This is a genomic window from Rouxiella chamberiensis (assembly GCF_026967475.1).
Taxonomy (GTDB): Bacteria; Pseudomonadota; Gammaproteobacteria; order Enterobacterales; family Enterobacteriaceae; genus Rouxiella; species Rouxiella chamberiensis.
Genome location: NZ_CP114058.1, coordinates 1,491,787 through 1,506,170 on the forward strand (window position 1 = coordinate 1,491,787; position 14,384 = coordinate 1,506,170).

At 54.9% G+C, this 14,384-nt stretch carries 14 protein-coding genes and 1 pseudogene; 14 read left to right on the forward strand and 1 reads right to left on the reverse strand.

Annotated elements, in window-relative coordinates; translation table 11 throughout:
* Nucleotides 1-2 precede the first annotated feature (2 nt).
* From O1V66_RS07020 to O1V66_RS07075, 12 genes and pseudogenes are all read left to right on the forward strand, one after another.
* Nucleotides 3-689: an aminotransferase class I/II-fold pyridoxal phosphate-dependent enzyme gene (locus O1V66_RS07020; protein WP_269128224.1), complete on the forward strand. Its 687-nt coding sequence runs from the start codon at nt 3-5 to the stop codon at nt 687-689.
* A complete protein-coding gene (locus tag O1V66_RS07025; RefSeq protein ID WP_269128225.1) occupies nt 619-966 on the forward strand; it encodes an aminotransferase class I/II-fold pyridoxal phosphate-dependent enzyme in 348 nt (115 codons plus the stop codon). The genes O1V66_RS07020 and O1V66_RS07025 overlap by 71 nt, the downstream gene beginning before the upstream one ends.
* 56 nt (nt 967-1,022) lie before the next feature.
* Nucleotides 1,023-1,190: a hypothetical protein gene (locus tag O1V66_RS07030; RefSeq protein WP_269128226.1), complete on the forward strand. Its 168-nt coding sequence runs from the start codon at nt 1,023-1,025 to the stop codon at nt 1,188-1,190.
* A gap of 98 nt (nt 1,191-1,288) precedes the next feature.
* Nucleotides 1,289-2,020 (forward strand): amino acid ABC transporter ATP-binding protein, encoded by a 732-nt coding sequence (locus tag O1V66_RS07035; protein ID WP_045047858.1) that lies wholly within the window; start codon nt 1,289-1,291, stop codon nt 2,018-2,020.
* Between the two features lie 66 nt (nt 2,021-2,086).
* Nucleotides 2,087-2,755: an amino acid ABC transporter permease gene (locus O1V66_RS07040; protein ID WP_045047857.1), complete on the forward strand. Its 669-nt coding sequence runs from the start codon at nt 2,087-2,089 to the stop codon at nt 2,753-2,755.
* A 25-nt stretch (nt 2,756-2,780) separates the two neighbouring features.
* Entirely contained in the window at nt 2,781-3,584 is an 804-nt protein-coding gene (locus tag O1V66_RS07045) for a transporter substrate-binding domain-containing protein (protein ID WP_072045081.1), read from the forward strand.
* Nucleotides 3,585-3,586: 2 nt separating this feature from the next.
* Complete coding sequence (locus O1V66_RS07050; protein WP_045047856.1) at nt 3,587-4,906, forward strand: NtaA/DmoA family FMN-dependent monooxygenase; 1,320 nt, start codon at nt 3,587-3,589, stop codon at nt 4,904-4,906.
* Nucleotides 4,907-5,327: 421 nt separating this feature from the next.
* Complete coding sequence (locus O1V66_RS07055; protein ID WP_045047855.1) at nt 5,328-6,950, forward strand: ABC transporter substrate-binding protein; 1,623 nt, start codon at nt 5,328-5,330, stop codon at nt 6,948-6,950.
* 33 nt (nt 6,951-6,983) lie between these two features.
* A pseudogene (locus tag O1V66_RS07060) lies at nt 6,984-7,992 on the forward strand (ABC transporter permease).
* A complete protein-coding gene (locus O1V66_RS07065) occupies nt 7,989-8,828 on the forward strand; it encodes an ABC transporter permease (protein WP_045047853.1) in 840 nt (279 codons plus the stop codon). Before O1V66_RS07060 ends, O1V66_RS07065 begins: the two are co-directional and overlap by 4 nt.
* Entirely contained in the window at nt 8,825-10,414 is a 1,590-nt protein-coding gene (locus O1V66_RS07070) for a dipeptide ABC transporter ATP-binding protein (protein WP_045047852.1), read from the forward strand. Before O1V66_RS07065 ends, O1V66_RS07070 begins: the two co-directional genes overlap by 4 nt.
* 153 nt (nt 10,415-10,567) lie before the next feature.
* On the forward strand, nt 10,568-11,776 hold the full coding sequence (locus tag O1V66_RS07075) for a CynX/NimT family MFS transporter (protein WP_045047851.1): 1,209 nt from the start codon (nt 10,568-10,570) through the stop codon (nt 11,774-11,776).
* Nucleotides 11,777-11,785: 9 nt separating this feature from the next.
* Here O1V66_RS07075 and O1V66_RS07080 read toward each other — a convergent pair whose 3' ends face one another.
* Nucleotides 11,786-12,622 (reverse strand): aldo/keto reductase, encoded by an 837-nt coding sequence (locus O1V66_RS07080; RefSeq protein WP_045047850.1) that lies wholly within the window; start codon nt 12,620-12,622, stop codon nt 11,786-11,788.
* A 281-nt stretch (nt 12,623-12,903) separates the two neighbouring features.
* Here O1V66_RS07080 and O1V66_RS07085 point away from each other — a divergent pair, with 281 nt between their 5' ends.
* Both O1V66_RS07085 and O1V66_RS07090 read left to right on the forward strand, forming a co-directional pair.
* Complete coding sequence (locus O1V66_RS07085) at nt 12,904-13,506, forward strand: hypothetical protein (protein WP_269128227.1); 603 nt, start codon at nt 12,904-12,906, stop codon at nt 13,504-13,506.
* Nucleotides 13,458-14,354 (forward strand): glycosyltransferase, encoded by an 897-nt coding sequence (locus O1V66_RS07090; RefSeq protein ID WP_269128228.1) that lies wholly within the window; start codon nt 13,458-13,460, stop codon nt 14,352-14,354. The genes O1V66_RS07085 and O1V66_RS07090 overlap by 49 nt, the downstream gene beginning before the upstream one ends.
* The last annotated feature ends 30 nt before the right edge of the window (nt 14,355-14,384 follow it).

Sequence of the window (14,384 nt, forward strand, 5' to 3'; positions counted from 1 at the left end):
GAGTGAGCCTTGAACAGAATGCGCAGCGTTATTTTGATATACCCATAGACCGCAAATCCACGCGCGCCACCAAATGGCTTGAAGTGGAAGGCCTCGTTTCATCAGTCGGAGAACCGGTCATACCGCTTTGGATAGCCGACATGGACTTCAACTCTCCGCCCGTCGTCTTGAACGCGCTACGCGAAACGCTGGAACATGGCGCACTCGGCTATAGCGAATGGCCGGAAGATTTCCCCGCCGTTTTCCGCGACTGGCAGGCGTCCCGCCACCATTGGCAGATTTCGCCGCAGTGGCTGCTTTCCTGTCAGTCGGTTATCACGGCCCTCGACGTGATTATTCGCACCTGTACGCAGCCCGATGACGACATACTCGTGCTGACGCCGGGTTTCGGCACCTTTAACCGCGTCATCGACCACACCGGACGTCGGCAGATAAACGTGCCGCTGGTCGAACTTCAGAATCACTACCATCTTGATCTCAAACGCCTCGAGGCGCAAGTCACCCCGCGAAGCCGGATGCTCATCCTCTGTAATCCGCATAATCCCGTTGGCAAGGTGTGGAGCCGCGAAGAATTAATTCAGATAGCACAGTTTCTGCCAGCGCCACGAGTTACTGCTGGTGTCCGACGACGTGCATCAGGACCTGGTTATTGGCGATATCCCCTATACGCCGATTGCTTCGCTCGATGAGGAGTTCGCCGATTTCATTATTACCTTTACCTCGCCGTGCAAGACCTTCAACCTGAGCGGATTGCCCGTTGCCCAGCTTATAATCAAAAACTCCGACCTGAGAGAAAAACTGCGGCATAACCTCTATCAGCTAAGTGTGCATCAACCTGACATGCTGGCGATGGCAGGCTGCGTTGCCGCCTATCGGCACGGCGGAGAATGGCTGGATGCCCTTCTGCATTACCTGAAAGGCAACTACGCCTTGCTCGAGCAAGGACTCGCCCCCTTAAAGACGTGACGCTTTTTCATCTCGAGGGCACTTACCTCGCGTGGGTCGATTTCAGGAAGACGGGCTTGAGCCAGTCCGCGTTGCAGAGCAAACTCGTGAAGGACGCGGGCGTGTTCATGAACAACGGCCTGAAATTTGGCGAGGCCGGAGAAGGCTTCATGCGCCTGAACTTTGCGCTGCCCCGCGCCGAGTTAATCAAGGTCATCGAGAGGCTCAATCGCTGCTTCGATTAAAGAAAAGCACATAACCATTGCCGTTTTAAGCATTTGTCGTGATGACTCAGGCAGGGAATAATCCGTTGATTAGCAATAGTTAATTCTTCGGAGTGATCATGATAACGGTCAGCGGACTGAACAAGAGTTTTCAGCAGTTTAAAGCCCTCTCGGAGGTTGATTTCAGCATTCAACGCAGCGAAGTGGTGTCTGTTATCGGGCCTTCCGGTTCGGGTAAATCGACACTGTTGCGCTGCCTTAATTTGCTGGTAAAGCCTGATAGCGGCCACTTGCAGATAGGTGAACAACACATTGATGCCGAAACGCTGACCCGAAAACAAACCGCCGCGTTTCGCCGCCAGACCTCCATGGTGTTCCAGCATTACAACCTGTTCAAAAACAAAACCGCGCTGCAAAACATTACCGAAATCCTGATTTATACCCTGGGATTCACGAAAGCGCAGGCGCATGAACGCGGCATGGACCTGTTATCGCAGGTCGGCCTTGCCCATAAGGCAGATGCCTATCCCGCCACCCTGTCCGGCGGTCAGCAGCAGCGCGTCGGCATTGCGCGCGCATTAAGTGTCGATCCACAGGTCATACTACTGGATGAACCCACCTCCTCCCTCGACCCCGAAATGCGCCGTGACGTCCTGAACCTTATTGCCGGTCTTGCCGACCGGAAACTCACCATGATGATTGTGACCCACGAGATGAGCTTTGCCCGCGACGTGTCTGATCGCATCTTCTTTATGGAGCACGGCAAGATTATCGAACAGGGAAAACCGGGACAGATTTTTCGGGCGTCGGCCGAAACGCGAACCCGTGCCTTTTTACACGATTACGCCTGAACTAATGATCCTCCACGCCGCCGTGCCTCTCGGGGTCAACCACTCACGTTAACGGAATGCCCAATCATGAATTTCGACGTTGCCTATATGCTGAGCGTTATCCCTCAGATCCTCGGCTATTTGCCGATAACGCTTATTATCTCCTTATTCTCCATTCTGCTGGCTACGATTCTCGGGATTATTTTTGCCCTGCTCCTGCGCAGCGGAAAAATAGGGAAAGCTTTTGCGCATCTGTATATTTCCTTTTTTCGGGGAACGCCGGTGCTGGTACAGCTGCTTATTATCTATTTTGGATTACCGCAGCTCTTTCCCGCCCTTAACGCAATGAGCGCCATCAACGCCGTTATTCTGGGTCTCAGCCTGAATACCTCCGCCTACCTTGCCGAAATATTTCGCGCCGCCATTGACTCTGTGGACAAAGGCCAGCTCGAAGCCTCTCTGGCCTCGGGATTGACCCTGTTTCAGGCCTCACGCCGCATTCTTTTTCCGCAGGCCTGCCGCAACGCCATTCCCGCCACCGGCAATGTCTATATCGGCTTGATTAAAAACTCCTCATTGGCTTTCACGCTGGGTGTAAGCGAATTATTGGCCGCAGGCAAACTGGCGGCGACAGAGTCGCTTAAGTATTTCGAAGCCTACTTCGCGGTCGGCCTTATTTACTGGGCGTTGACCATTATTCTCAGCGAGCTTCAACGCCGTCTCGAAAAATTCATCAATAAACCTTACGTCCACTAACGACGCAAAATAAAAGGAAAACAGAATGACCCGGTTCAATCTGGCGCTGGTCGCTTGTTCAATACTTCTACTCAACGCCTGTGACAAACCCGCCGCGCAAACGGATGACACGCCGGTGCTGCGCGTCGGCGTGACGCCAGACGGCTATCCGCATTTCTTCACCGACAAAGGCGAAATCAAAGGTTTCAGCGTCGATATCCTTAACGCGATGGCAGAGAAGATGCACTACAAAGTCCAGTGGGTGACGTCTGACTGGGTGGGTGCGCTGGGATCGCTTGAAACCGGCAAGGTGGATACGGTCGGTAACTTCGCCGATACCCCGGAGCGTCGTAAAAAGTACGGCTTCACCACGCCCTATTACTACTCTGCGGCTCAGTTGGCGGTCAGCATCAACAATACGAGTATTCATGGCCTCGAAGATATGAAAGGCAAGACCGTAGCTGCCTCGCTCGGCTCCAATTTTGCCAACACCCTGAAAGAAAATGATCCGCAAAATCAAATCAAACTGGTGCGTTTCGAGGGGGAAGACCTGATTTATAACGCCGTGGCGCAGGGAAAGGTGGATGCCTTTGTCTCGGGTCAGGTCATTTTGCTGGGCCAGATCAAACACAAGCACCTGCCGCTCAAAGTCGTGGGCCAGCCTTTTGGCGTAAAACCGGTGGCCTTACCCTTCAGAAAGGATGCACGCGGCGAAGATCTGCGCAAAAAAGCCGATCTGGCCCTGCAGCAATTGCGTGAGGACGGCACGTTGAAAAAGATCTCCGAGAAGTGGTTCGAATACGACTTGAGTACCGATCCTGAAGCCCAAATTCCAACTCGGGGACAATAGATATGCGCTCATTGCACCTTGCCCTGTTTCTGGAAACAACGGGTTGCCATTACGCCGGATGGCGCATGCCCGCGTCAACGCCGGTACCGCACGCCTCCGACTGGAAGACACTGAAAACGCTGGCGTTGAAAGCCGAGGCTGCCAAATTCGACATGGTCTTTATGGCCGACAAGCTGTCTATCGACGATATCTATAACAGTAGTTTCAACGAGGCGGTCAGACATCGGGTCATCGAGCGTCCCGAGCCCTTTTCGGTACTCTCGGCGCTGGGTGCCGTCACGGAAAAAATCGGGCTTGCGGGCACGGTTTCCAGCTCCTTTAGCCAACCGTTTGCCGCAGCCCGCACGTTGGCAACGCTGGATCACCTGACCGGCGGTCGCGCAGGCTGGAATGTCGTGACCTCCACCAGCGACGCCGAAGCCGCCAATTATGGACAGCAGCTTCTGAGTCACGACAAGCGCTACCTCAAGGCGGAAGCCTTTATCGACGCCGTTCGCCGCTTATGGGACAGCTGGGAAGATGAGGCTATCGAGGGCGATCGGCAACACGGAGTCTATGCGCGCGGCGACAAGATTCACTACGCCGATATCGACAATGCGTGGTTCAAGGTCAAAGGTCCGCTCAACGTACCGCGATCGCCGCAGGGCCATCCCGTCACTATCCAGGCGGGAGGCTCGGGCGCCTTCACGGCCCTTGCCGCGAAGCAGGCCGATGCCATCTTTGCGGCCGAAAAACCGGATTTGGCGTCGGCTCGGCGCTACTACGCGCAGCTAAAACGTCTGGTGGTTGAGCAAGGTCGTGAAGCCGACAGCCTGAAAATTTTGCCCGGTCTGCAACCCATCATCGGCGACACTCAGAAGCAAGCCGACGAGATGCTCAACGCGTTGACGCAGCTTCACCATCCGCTGGCCACTCTCAGTCATCTGTCCAATACCATGAATTACGATTGGGGTCGGCACAGCCTTGACGAACCCGTGCCGGATATTGCCGCCCAGCTTGGCCGTCGTGAGCGTTTCGAGCCGATGCTCAACCATGCACGCGAAAACGGCATGACGTTGCGCCAGTTTGCCAAATGGGTCGCCCGTTCGGGATTTATCGTCGCCGGTACCGCCGACTCGCTGGCCGAGAGAATAACCACCTGGTATCGCGAACGCGCGGTTGATGGCTTCGTCATTATGCCGCCGTATGTACCGGGCGCGTCGGATGCCTTCTTCGACAAAGTTGTTCCGCTGCTTCAGGAGCGCGGCGTGTTCCGCAGTGACTACCAGGCCGATACCCTGCGCGGCCATCTGGGTTTGAGACGTCCCACTCACTCGCGCTGAGTCAAAGAATAACGCCAAATAAAAAGGGCTCAAAAAAAGGACGGTTATATCCTTTATTTTGAACCCTCTTTATTTGTTATCACGGACCACGCTGGAATAATTCAATTATTTATGAACGGGTCTGATGCCATATCATTATCTGGGGAATTTTTATTGCCGCTACGTCGGCAAAAACGAGTAAACCGCAAACCGTCGACAAGGGAAAACATTATTTTACGCTTTGCATAGCAAAAATAGCGCTAAGGCTGCACGCCCCGTATTTCCTCTGTTTTTCACTAAGTCATTTCCCTTCAATATTAAGCAACCAAAGTGATTTTACATCGCCTTGATCCTCCATTAATAATCAACGCGCAAGACATTTAGAAGGCATTGAAATATAAAATTTAAAGCCTCTACTTTTTCAAACCATAATGGGAACTCCATGAAACCAACGTCAATCGTTTATTCTCTTTCTGCATTAACGCTCTTGATTGTTTCAGCCACGCAACCGGCCAACGCTGCCGAGCAACCGGTTAGGGGCGGCAATTTGACGTGGGGTGTCGAGACAGAACCCGCCACGCTAAATCCGCAGCTTAACGGCCAGGACAAAACCGAGTTGCTGCTTCGCGCCGCCTATGAATCCCTGTTTGCCCGCAAAGCGGACGGTAGCTATGTTCCGTGGCTGGCGAAAAGCTATACGCTCTCGGAGGACGGCAAAACCTACACCTTTACACTGCGTGATGACGTGAAATTCTCGAACGGCGAAAAATTCAACGCCGAGGCGGTGGCCGATAATTTCCGCCATCTTCAGGACCCTGCCTACAGCGCCGGTTCCGGGCTTAGCGTGTTTGGGGCGCGCATCGCCAATATCGCGACTCCCGACAACAATACCGTGGTCGTCACCCTCAAGGACGTCTATAGCCCGTTTCTGTCGTTTGCCGGCAGTCTGAAACTCATCTCCCCGCATTCGTGGCATTCTTCCCAGCTAAAAGCGGGCGGTCCCGACCTTATCGGCACCGGTCCTTTCATTCTCAAGCGCTATGAAAAGGGCCAGCAAATCGAATTCGTGCGTAACCCTGACTACCAATGGGCTTCGGCGAACGCCAGGCATCAGGGACCCGCCTATCTCGACAGCGTAACCTTCCGCTTCCTGCCTGAATCTTCGGTGCGTACAGGCGCGCTGCTGTCGGGTCAGGTTGACGTCATCGAAGGAGTCTCGGGCAATGATGCCGGGGAATTCAAGGACAATCCCGACTTTACTTATCAGCACGCGCTAAACACCGGCACGCCCTATTCACTGTTCCTCAACGTGAAATACGGGCCGACCCAGGAGCTGAAAGTGCGTCAGGCGCTGTTGCAGGGCCTGGATATCGGCCCTGTTTTGCAGTCAATCTATCGCGGGCAGCGCACACGCGTCTGGGGTATTACCTCACCGCTGGATCCGTTCTATGACGCCGGTCTGGAAGGCAAATACGGCAATAATCCGACCCTTGCCAACAAGCTTCTCGACGAGGCGGGCTGGAACACCAGGGGCAGCGACGGCATTCGCACCAAAGACGGCAAGCCGTTGACCATTGAAATAGTGCAGGCGCAGGCCACGGTTCGCGATCAGCGCGATGTGCTGTTGCAGGCCCTGCAGGCAGAGGCGCGGCAGAAGCTGGGTGTCGATTTGAAGATCCGCTATGTCGATTCGGGGACCTATGTCGAGGTGCGCAACAGCGGCAAATTTGGCTCCATTGCCAACTCGAATACGCCAACCGACGGTATCGATATCGAAAATCACTACCTGCCGATTAATGCCGGCGGCGCTATCAACTATAGCCGCACGGACGACCCGCAGCTGCTGCCCCTGCTAAGGAGCGCCTGGCAAACGCAGGACAACGCCCAGCGAAAATCCCTTTACAGCCAGCTTCAGAACGTCGCCATTTTGCAGCAGGCGCTGGCTATCCCGCTTTATGAACCCGAAGACCAGATTGCCGCTGCCCGTTATGTTCACGGCATCAGTTTCCGCCCGTTCAAGCAGATGCCGGAAAATACCTACGACGTCTGGCTGAGCAAGCATTAATCGATTCACAGACTACGCGCGAGGAGTGCAACCATGTCAGTCGAGAGTACCTTTACCTCACAGCCGCGACCCAAGGCGGGCCATTCGCCCCTGTCGGCGCTCGGCGGCCGTATCGTCCGACGTATTTTCAGCGGCGCGCTGGTGCTTTGGGCGGCGGTGACGTTGTCATTTATCAGCGTCTATCTTGCGCCGGGCGACATTGTCAGCCTGTTGATTGGTGAACAGGTGCGAACGCCGGAAATCGAGGCAGCGATTCGCGCGGAATGGGGGCTGGACAAGCCCCTTTATCTTCAGTATCTGCACTACCTGTGGCGCATACTGCACGGCGATTTCGGCCGTTCGTACCTTCTGAATACCGACGTCAGCGCACTGATTTTGAATCAGCTTTGGCCAACGCTGAAACTCACCGCGCTGGCGCTGGTCGTGAGTCTGGTTTTTGCGGTCGTGATGGCGGTTGCGACCGCGCATCGCCGTTGGGGGCGTCGCGTGGCCGGTTCGCTTGAGCTGCTGCTGGCCTCGACGCCCTCGTTTTGGCTCGGCATCGTGCTGTTGTCTGTTTTCAGCTTTACCCTGCGCTGGTTTCCGGTCGCGGGCGACCGCAGCTTTTCGTCGCTGGTGCTGCCTGCGCTGTCTTTGGGACTGGCGCAGGGCGCAGTGGTCGCACAGGTATTGCGACGCGGGCTGGAAGACGCGCTCGATGAACCTTTTGCGCTGACGCTTCGCGCCTGGGGCGTTGACAACCTCACCGCTTCGCCTGCGTCACGCCTTGCGCCATGCGGCCCTACCGGCGGTGACCCTGACCGGCTGGCTGATAGGCGGCCTTTTGAGCGGCGCGGTGATAACCGAACAGGTATTTGGTCGTCCGGGCCTCGGGAAGATTACCGTCGATGCGGTACTCGGCAAGGATTTACCGGTGGTGCTGGCGGTGGCCATCTTCTCGGCCTTTGTCTATGTGGTGATGAGTACGCTGGTCGACATTCTTTATCTGCTGATCGACCCGCGTCTTCGCGGTGGCGATGACCTCACGGAGACCCCGTCATGAGTCAGATTCTTTCCGGCCAGGTGCCAAAACGTCATTACTCCGTGGGTTACGGCCTGGCGGTATTCTTCCTGTTTCTGGTGCTGCTTGCCGTGTTGCTGCCCGCCTATCTCAGTCATTACGACCCGCTGAATGCCGACCCGTTGAACGCCATGCTGCCGTCCTCGTGGCAGCACTGGCTTGGCACAGACCAGCTGGGTCGCGATGTATTGACGCGTATTATCTACGGCAGCCGCTATTCGCTGCTGATAAGTCTGGCGTCGATGGCCGTCGCCGTGAGCATCGGCAGTATGCTGGGTCTGCTGGCGGGATTGGCCAAAGGCCCGCTGGACGAATTTATCAGCCGTGCGGTGGATGTCATTTCCGCCTTCCCTGACCTGCTGCTGGCGCTGATGCTGATTGCTTTCACAGGCCCCGGCACCACCAACCTGATATTTGCTCTCGGCGTGGCCTCCATTCCCCGCTTTACACGCGTCGTCAGGGCGCAAACCTTTCTGGTGATGTCTTCCGGCTACGTTGAACAGGCTAAAACCTTTGGATTAACGCGCAGAGTGCTTATCTGGCGTCACGTCCTGCCGCATGCCGTGGCGCATGTGCCTGCTCTGGCAACGCTGGGCTTAGGCACCGCCATCATCGGGACGGCGGGGTTGAGTTTTCTCGGCATGGGACCGCAACCGCCTACCGCAGAATGGGGGTTGATGCTGGCCGAGGGGCGCAATTACCTGCGCAATGCGTGGTGGATTGCCGTCTGGCCGGGTGTCGCCATTACCTTGACCGTTATCTCTGTCAACACGCTTGGTCGCTACTGGCAGGCCGCTTTTGAAGGAAAACAGCCATGACTCAGGCTTTATTTATCGATATTCAAAATCTGACGGTCCGCTTTGGCGACAAAACCGTTGTTCGCGGGATTAACGTGCAGTTGAAACACGGCGAGTCGCTGGCCTTTGTGGGCGAGTCCGGCTCGGGTAAAACGGTGACCGCCCGAAGCCTGATAGGGTTGCAGGATGTAAAAGCTCGGATAACCGCAGACCGCTTTCTGATAAACGGCGAAGATATGCTGAACGCCAGCCAGCGGCGCTGGCGAAAAATTCGCGGTCGGCAGATTGGTTATGTGCTGCAAGACGCGCTGGTATCGCTGGACCCGTTGAGAAAAGTCGGTCAACAACTCAAGGATGCGCTGCGGGCCAGCCAAACGCGAAACCCTGATTCGCTGCACAACCAGTCGATTGCGCTGTTAAACGCCGTGGGTTTCCCCGATGCCGAGACGCGACTTGCAGCCTATCCGCATCAGCTTTCGGGCGGCTTGCGCCAGCGGGCGCTTATCGCCACGGCACTGGCCGGCAAACCTCAGTTGCTCATTGCCGACGAGCCCACGACCGCGCTCGACATGACGGTGCAGAAACAAATTCTCGACCTGCTGCAAAAACGCCGCGACGGCGGGCAAAGTCTGTTACTCATCAGCCATGACCTCTCGGTTGTCGGCAAGCTCGCCGACCGGGTATTGGTGATGAGAAACGGCGAAGTGGTCGAAGAAGGTCAGGGAGAGCAACTGCTGCGTGCGCCACGCCACCCTTATACCCAACAGTTGCTGGCCGCCGTGCCCAGCCCCGCCACGCGCGGACTTCGGCTTTCCGGCGAGCGTGGTCTGGCTCTGCCTGCCAAGCAGATAGCCGAAGGCCAGCCGCTGCTGGAGGTCAACGGGCTTCATAAGCATTACGCCAAAAAATCCGTCGTCAACAATGTCAGTTTCTCTCTCGCCGTAGGGGAAACGCTGGGCATTGTCGGTGAGTCAGGTTCTGGTAAAACCACGGTAGCGCGAATGGTGATGGGACTTGTCGAACCAAGCAGCGGCCACATCGACATTCAGGGTGAGCGCTGGAGCCAGGTGGCCGAGTCCGAACGCCGCCTGCGAAGGCGTGGTATTCAGCTGATAGCGCAGGACCCGTTGAGTTCATTTGACCCGCGCTATAACGTGGAGAAAATCATTGGCGAAAGTCTGGACAGCGTCGGCATTTATGGCGACGCGCGTCTGCAGCGCATTCGCCAGTTACTCGACGAAGTTCAGCTCGGCGACAGTTTTCTGAAACGTTTTCCGCGCGAACTGTCGGGAGGTCAGCGACAGCGTATCGCGATTGCCCGCGCCTTTGCGCCCAATCCGGCGCTGCTGATTGCCGATGAACCGGTCAGCGCGCTTGACGTATCCGTGCAGGCGCAGGTGCTGGATCTGCTCGCCGAGATGCAGGCGGAACACCGCACGGCGCTGCTGTTTATCTCTCACGACCTTGGCGTGGTGCATCATCTTGCCGACCGCGTCGTGGTGATGAAAGACGGCGCAGTCGTGGAACAGGGCCAGGTCGATACGGTTTTCCATCGCCCTGCACATCCGTGGACGCGCAAGCTTATCGACTCACTGCCCACGTTTTGACATTCACCCGCCCCTGAATGCGGGGGCTTTACAATTTTATTCGCACTCGGTAACATCCCCGACCAGACATCAGGGCCTAGCCCTTTTGCGTAAGCGTTAACGTTAACCAACGCACCATCGGCAGGCTGATTCTGCCCTTTGTGCGGTGATCTCATGATTCAACCCTCTTCGCGTTCTTCTCTGTTCTCAAGCTCCGGTTACTTTCTGTTTATTGTGCTTATCACCGCCGCAAACCTGCGTTCACCCATCACTTCTACCGGACCTGTGCTCGAGAATATCCGCGCTACCTTTCATCTGAGCGCCTCGGCGGCCGGATTGTTCAACTTTATTCCGTTGATGCTGTTTGCGGTCATCGCACCCTGTGCGTCATGGCTTGGCAATCGCATCGGGCTGGAAAAAAGCCTGTGGGGCGCGGTATGCCTGATTGCCGTAGGTTCTCTCTTGCGTATTCTGCCATTTGAAAGCGGGCTGTGGCTCGGCACCTTTATTCTCAGCACCGGCATCGCCGCCGCCAATGTGCTGTTACCGCCTTTGATTAAGCGTGATTTCAAACAGCACACCGCCAAATACATTGGTCTTTATGCTTCAACGATGGCGATCACGGCCAGTGTGGCGTCGGGTATTGCGGTGCCGCTGGCAACAATGGGCGGTATCGGCTGGCCGCTGTCGGTCGGCGTCTGGACTCTTCCAGCCGTTATCGCTGCACTGGTCTGGCTGCCGCTGGTGATGCACGCGGGCAAGTCGGCCGTGCCTTCTACCGCGATTGGCGGTGCGGGTCGGGCTACCCCGTTGAGATCGCCGTGGCGCGCCGCGCTTGGATGGCAGGTTTCGCTGTTTATGGCGCTGCAATCGATGGTGTTTTATACCCTGATTGACTGGTTCACGCCGTTTGCGCAGAGCCATGGCTTTAGTCAATCTACCGCGGGCTGGATGCTGTTTGTCTATCAGGCGGTCGCGATTGTTGCCAACCTGATGTGTATGTCGGCGCTGAAAAGATTGCGGGATCAACGGATGATCGGGTTTTGCGCGTCGCTTTCAATCAGTGTGGGTCTGGCAGGCTTGCTGTTTGCCCCTGCGCTGGCGCTGCTGTGGTTAACCATTGCCGGACTGGGCGCGGGCGCATCGATGGTTATCTGCCTGTCGCTATTTAACCTTCGCGCCGTGGATCACCGGCAGGCCGCGCAGCTCTCGGGAATGGCACAGTGCGTAGGCTATGGGATTGCCGCATTGGGGCCGCTGGTCTTTGGCATTATCCACCAGCACAGCGGCAACTGGACGTTACCGCTTGCCATATTGCTGGGTTGTAACCTCTTGCAACTCATCCTCGCGCCGCTGGCGGGCCGTGCGCGGCAGATTGGATAAACAGAAAGGTTAACGGGTTTCGAGTTTCTGTTTACCTGTGGGTGGCGGAAAGGCCTTGTCGATGGCCGAGAGATCCTCGTTATCCAGCCAGATGGACAGCGCCACGGCGTTGTCTCTGACATGCGCGGCGGTACCGGACTCCGGAATAGCGAGAGTGCGGCCATTGCGGATAGTCCAGGCCAGTAACAGGGCGGCGGGCGTTGCCTGATGTTTTTCTGCAAGCTTCAGGATAACCGGGTGATGCGCCAGGTCGGCACCTTTGCCGCCCAGCGGCGAGTAAGCCATCAGTGGAATATTGTGCTGCTGACTCCAGGGAATCAGGTCGAATTCCACGCCACGACTGCCAACGTTATAAAACACCTGATTGGTGGCGCAGCGATCGCCCTGCTCGACTTTCAGCAGACTTTCCATCGCCTGCGTATCGAAATTGGACACGCCCCACGCCCTGATTTTGCCCTCGGCCTTTAACTTCTCAAAGCCGTGTACCATCTCGCCGAGGAAACTTCCAAAACGCCAGTGCAGCAAATAGAGGTCAAGACGGTCAGTCTTGAGGCGTCTCAAGGTGTTCTCGCAACTGCGCGCCATCAACAGCCGATTGGCGTTCCACGGATAAATTTTCGAAACCAGAAATACGTCATCGCGAATGTCTTCGATAGCTTTGCCTATCAATGTTTCGGAACGGCCCCGACCGTACATTTCGGCGGTATCGATAACGTTCATTCCCAGAGAAACGCCCGTGCGCAGCGCCTCTATCTCCTCGCGATCGGTGCGTTTGCCTTGTCCCAAATGCCAACTCCCCATTCCCAGAGGCGAAAGCGAATTCCCGTCGAGTTGTATTGACGACATTATGTGTTTCCTTATATAAGCATTAAATAAAGTGTAGTCGCCACTTCGGGAAAGACATAATAAGGCGCTGAACCTTTAAAATTCAAATTTAGAATGGACACTGACAGATAAAACAGCAGGCGATTAAGCCACTTATACTCTGCCCATTATTTATCCAAGATATTGACGATAATCTTGTACATCGTCGGCTACAATGAAGTGGCGGCATAATGAATGCATAATAACCGCGTTAATTAACCACTCTCACCATTCCATTGTATGGAACGAGAAGGAAGTACCCTATGGCTGTACAATATAGCTTTTCATTTGCAGATTACCTTCAGGCTTTTGCCGTGATGAGTTCTGGATTGGCAATAAGCTCTGCATTTATGACCGTATTAACGATGTCTACGGCATTTCAAACTCGATGGAAAGACCACCATGAGGGCTTGCAGATAATTTCAACCCTGGTATTGAGTTTATTAATCGCTCTGCCCTTTGCGGCGATGCTTCCGGCATTTTTCTTTACTCTCATACTAGGCTTGTTATGTTTTGGTTTTAGCAAAATCTTGCCAAATTTCAGCGTCTCTGGCGTCTGTATTCTTGTTCAGTCACCCCTTTTAATCCTCTCGGGCCTAATGTGGTACGCTAATTTTTTGAGTCGTTCATCATTGCTCGGCACACATTTCTCACCCGTATTTTTGCTCCCGCCAATCATTTGTGCAGAAGCACTGCTGGCTTATTTTCTCGGTATAGGCACCTACAGCCTGCTTATCAGAAAAATATGGACACAACCCTATAATGCCTATCAATGCAAAAATCCGGTTAATAACCTCTTCGTTTCAGTCCATGTTCCTTGCCATGCCGACCCCCGGCACTGGTCATTGAAACACTGGAAGCATTAGCGCGACTTGATTATAAAAATTACGAAGTTATTGTCTGCGATAATAATACGTCCGATCCGGCACTGTGGAAACCGGTAGAAATCCGCTGCCGTCAATTAAATATTCTCTTGAAGGCGGAATGTTTCCGCTTTTTTCATATTGAAAACATGACAGGCGCCAAAGCGGGCGCATTAAACTTTTGTCTCGATAAAGTCGATGCGCGTACCACGCTGATTGCCGTTGTCGATGCCGATTATATTGCAGAAACGGATTTTCTCTCGACGCTCACCCCGTGGTTTGGGGATCCCGAAATAGTTTTTGTGCAAACTTCCCATGATTACCATGATAAGCACAGCAGCTACTATCACCAACTTTGCCATTGGGAATACATGGTGGCTTCCAAGTATTTGCTGGTGGGCACCAATGAACTTGATTCCGCTTACACCATTGGAACTATGTGCCTATTTAGACTGGCTGCGGTTAAAGAAGCCGGAGGCTGGGCTGAATGGTGCCTGACCGAAGATTCGGAAATCGCCGTTCGCCTGCGGGCCGGAGGCGGTAAAGGCCGTTTTTTTAGCGATACTTTCGGTCGCGGCACCATTCCGGAATCTTTCGGCAGCCTGAAACAGCAGCGCTTTCGCTGGACGGCAGGCCCCGTTCAACAACTCTTTGCCCACTGGCGTCTTTTTTGCCGGTGTGTCTGGGCGGCGCTGCTTCGCTCTCAAGCTGGTCTAAAACCATGGAAGTGTTACGCAGTCTGCAAATGTTTTTTGGTATCATCCTGCTCGTTTTCGTTATTGCAGTATCCTTCACGGCATTGCTCGACCCACCGACAAGCCATAATATTGAAGACCCCGCCCTCCCTGTAACAGGCCTGTTCATCTTTTTCTCTTTCTCCA

Coding starts and splice junctions, on each gene's coding strand:
- O1V66_RS07035 (WP_045047858.1), top strand. CDS start 1,289: ATGATAACGGTCAGCGGACTGAACAAGAGTTTTCAGCAGTTTAAAGCC.
- O1V66_RS07040 (WP_045047857.1), top strand. CDS start 2,087: ATGAATTTCGACGTTGCCTATATGCTGAGCGTTATCCCTCAGATCCTC.
- O1V66_RS07045 (WP_072045081.1), top strand. CDS start 2,781: ATGACCCGGTTCAATCTGGCGCTGGTCGCTTGTTCAATACTTCTACTC.
- O1V66_RS07050 (WP_045047856.1), top strand. CDS start 3,587: ATGCGCTCATTGCACCTTGCCCTGTTTCTGGAAACAACGGGTTGCCAT.
- O1V66_RS07055 (WP_045047855.1), top strand. CDS start 5,328: ATGAAACCAACGTCAATCGTTTATTCTCTTTCTGCATTAACGCTCTTG.
- O1V66_RS07065 (WP_045047853.1), top strand. CDS start 7,989: ATGAGTCAGATTCTTTCCGGCCAGGTGCCAAAACGTCATTACTCCGTG.
- O1V66_RS07070 (WP_045047852.1), top strand. CDS start 8,825: ATGACTCAGGCTTTATTTATCGATATTCAAAATCTGACGGTCCGCTTT.
- O1V66_RS07075 (WP_045047851.1), top strand. CDS start 10,568: ATGATTCAACCCTCTTCGCGTTCTTCTCTGTTCTCAAGCTCCGGTTAC.
- O1V66_RS07080 (WP_045047850.1), bottom strand. CDS start 12,622: ATGTCGTCAATACAACTCGACGGGAATTCGCTTTCGCCTCTGGGAATG.
- O1V66_RS07085 (WP_269128227.1), top strand. CDS start 12,904: ATGGCTGTACAATATAGCTTTTCATTTGCAGATTACCTTCAGGCTTTT.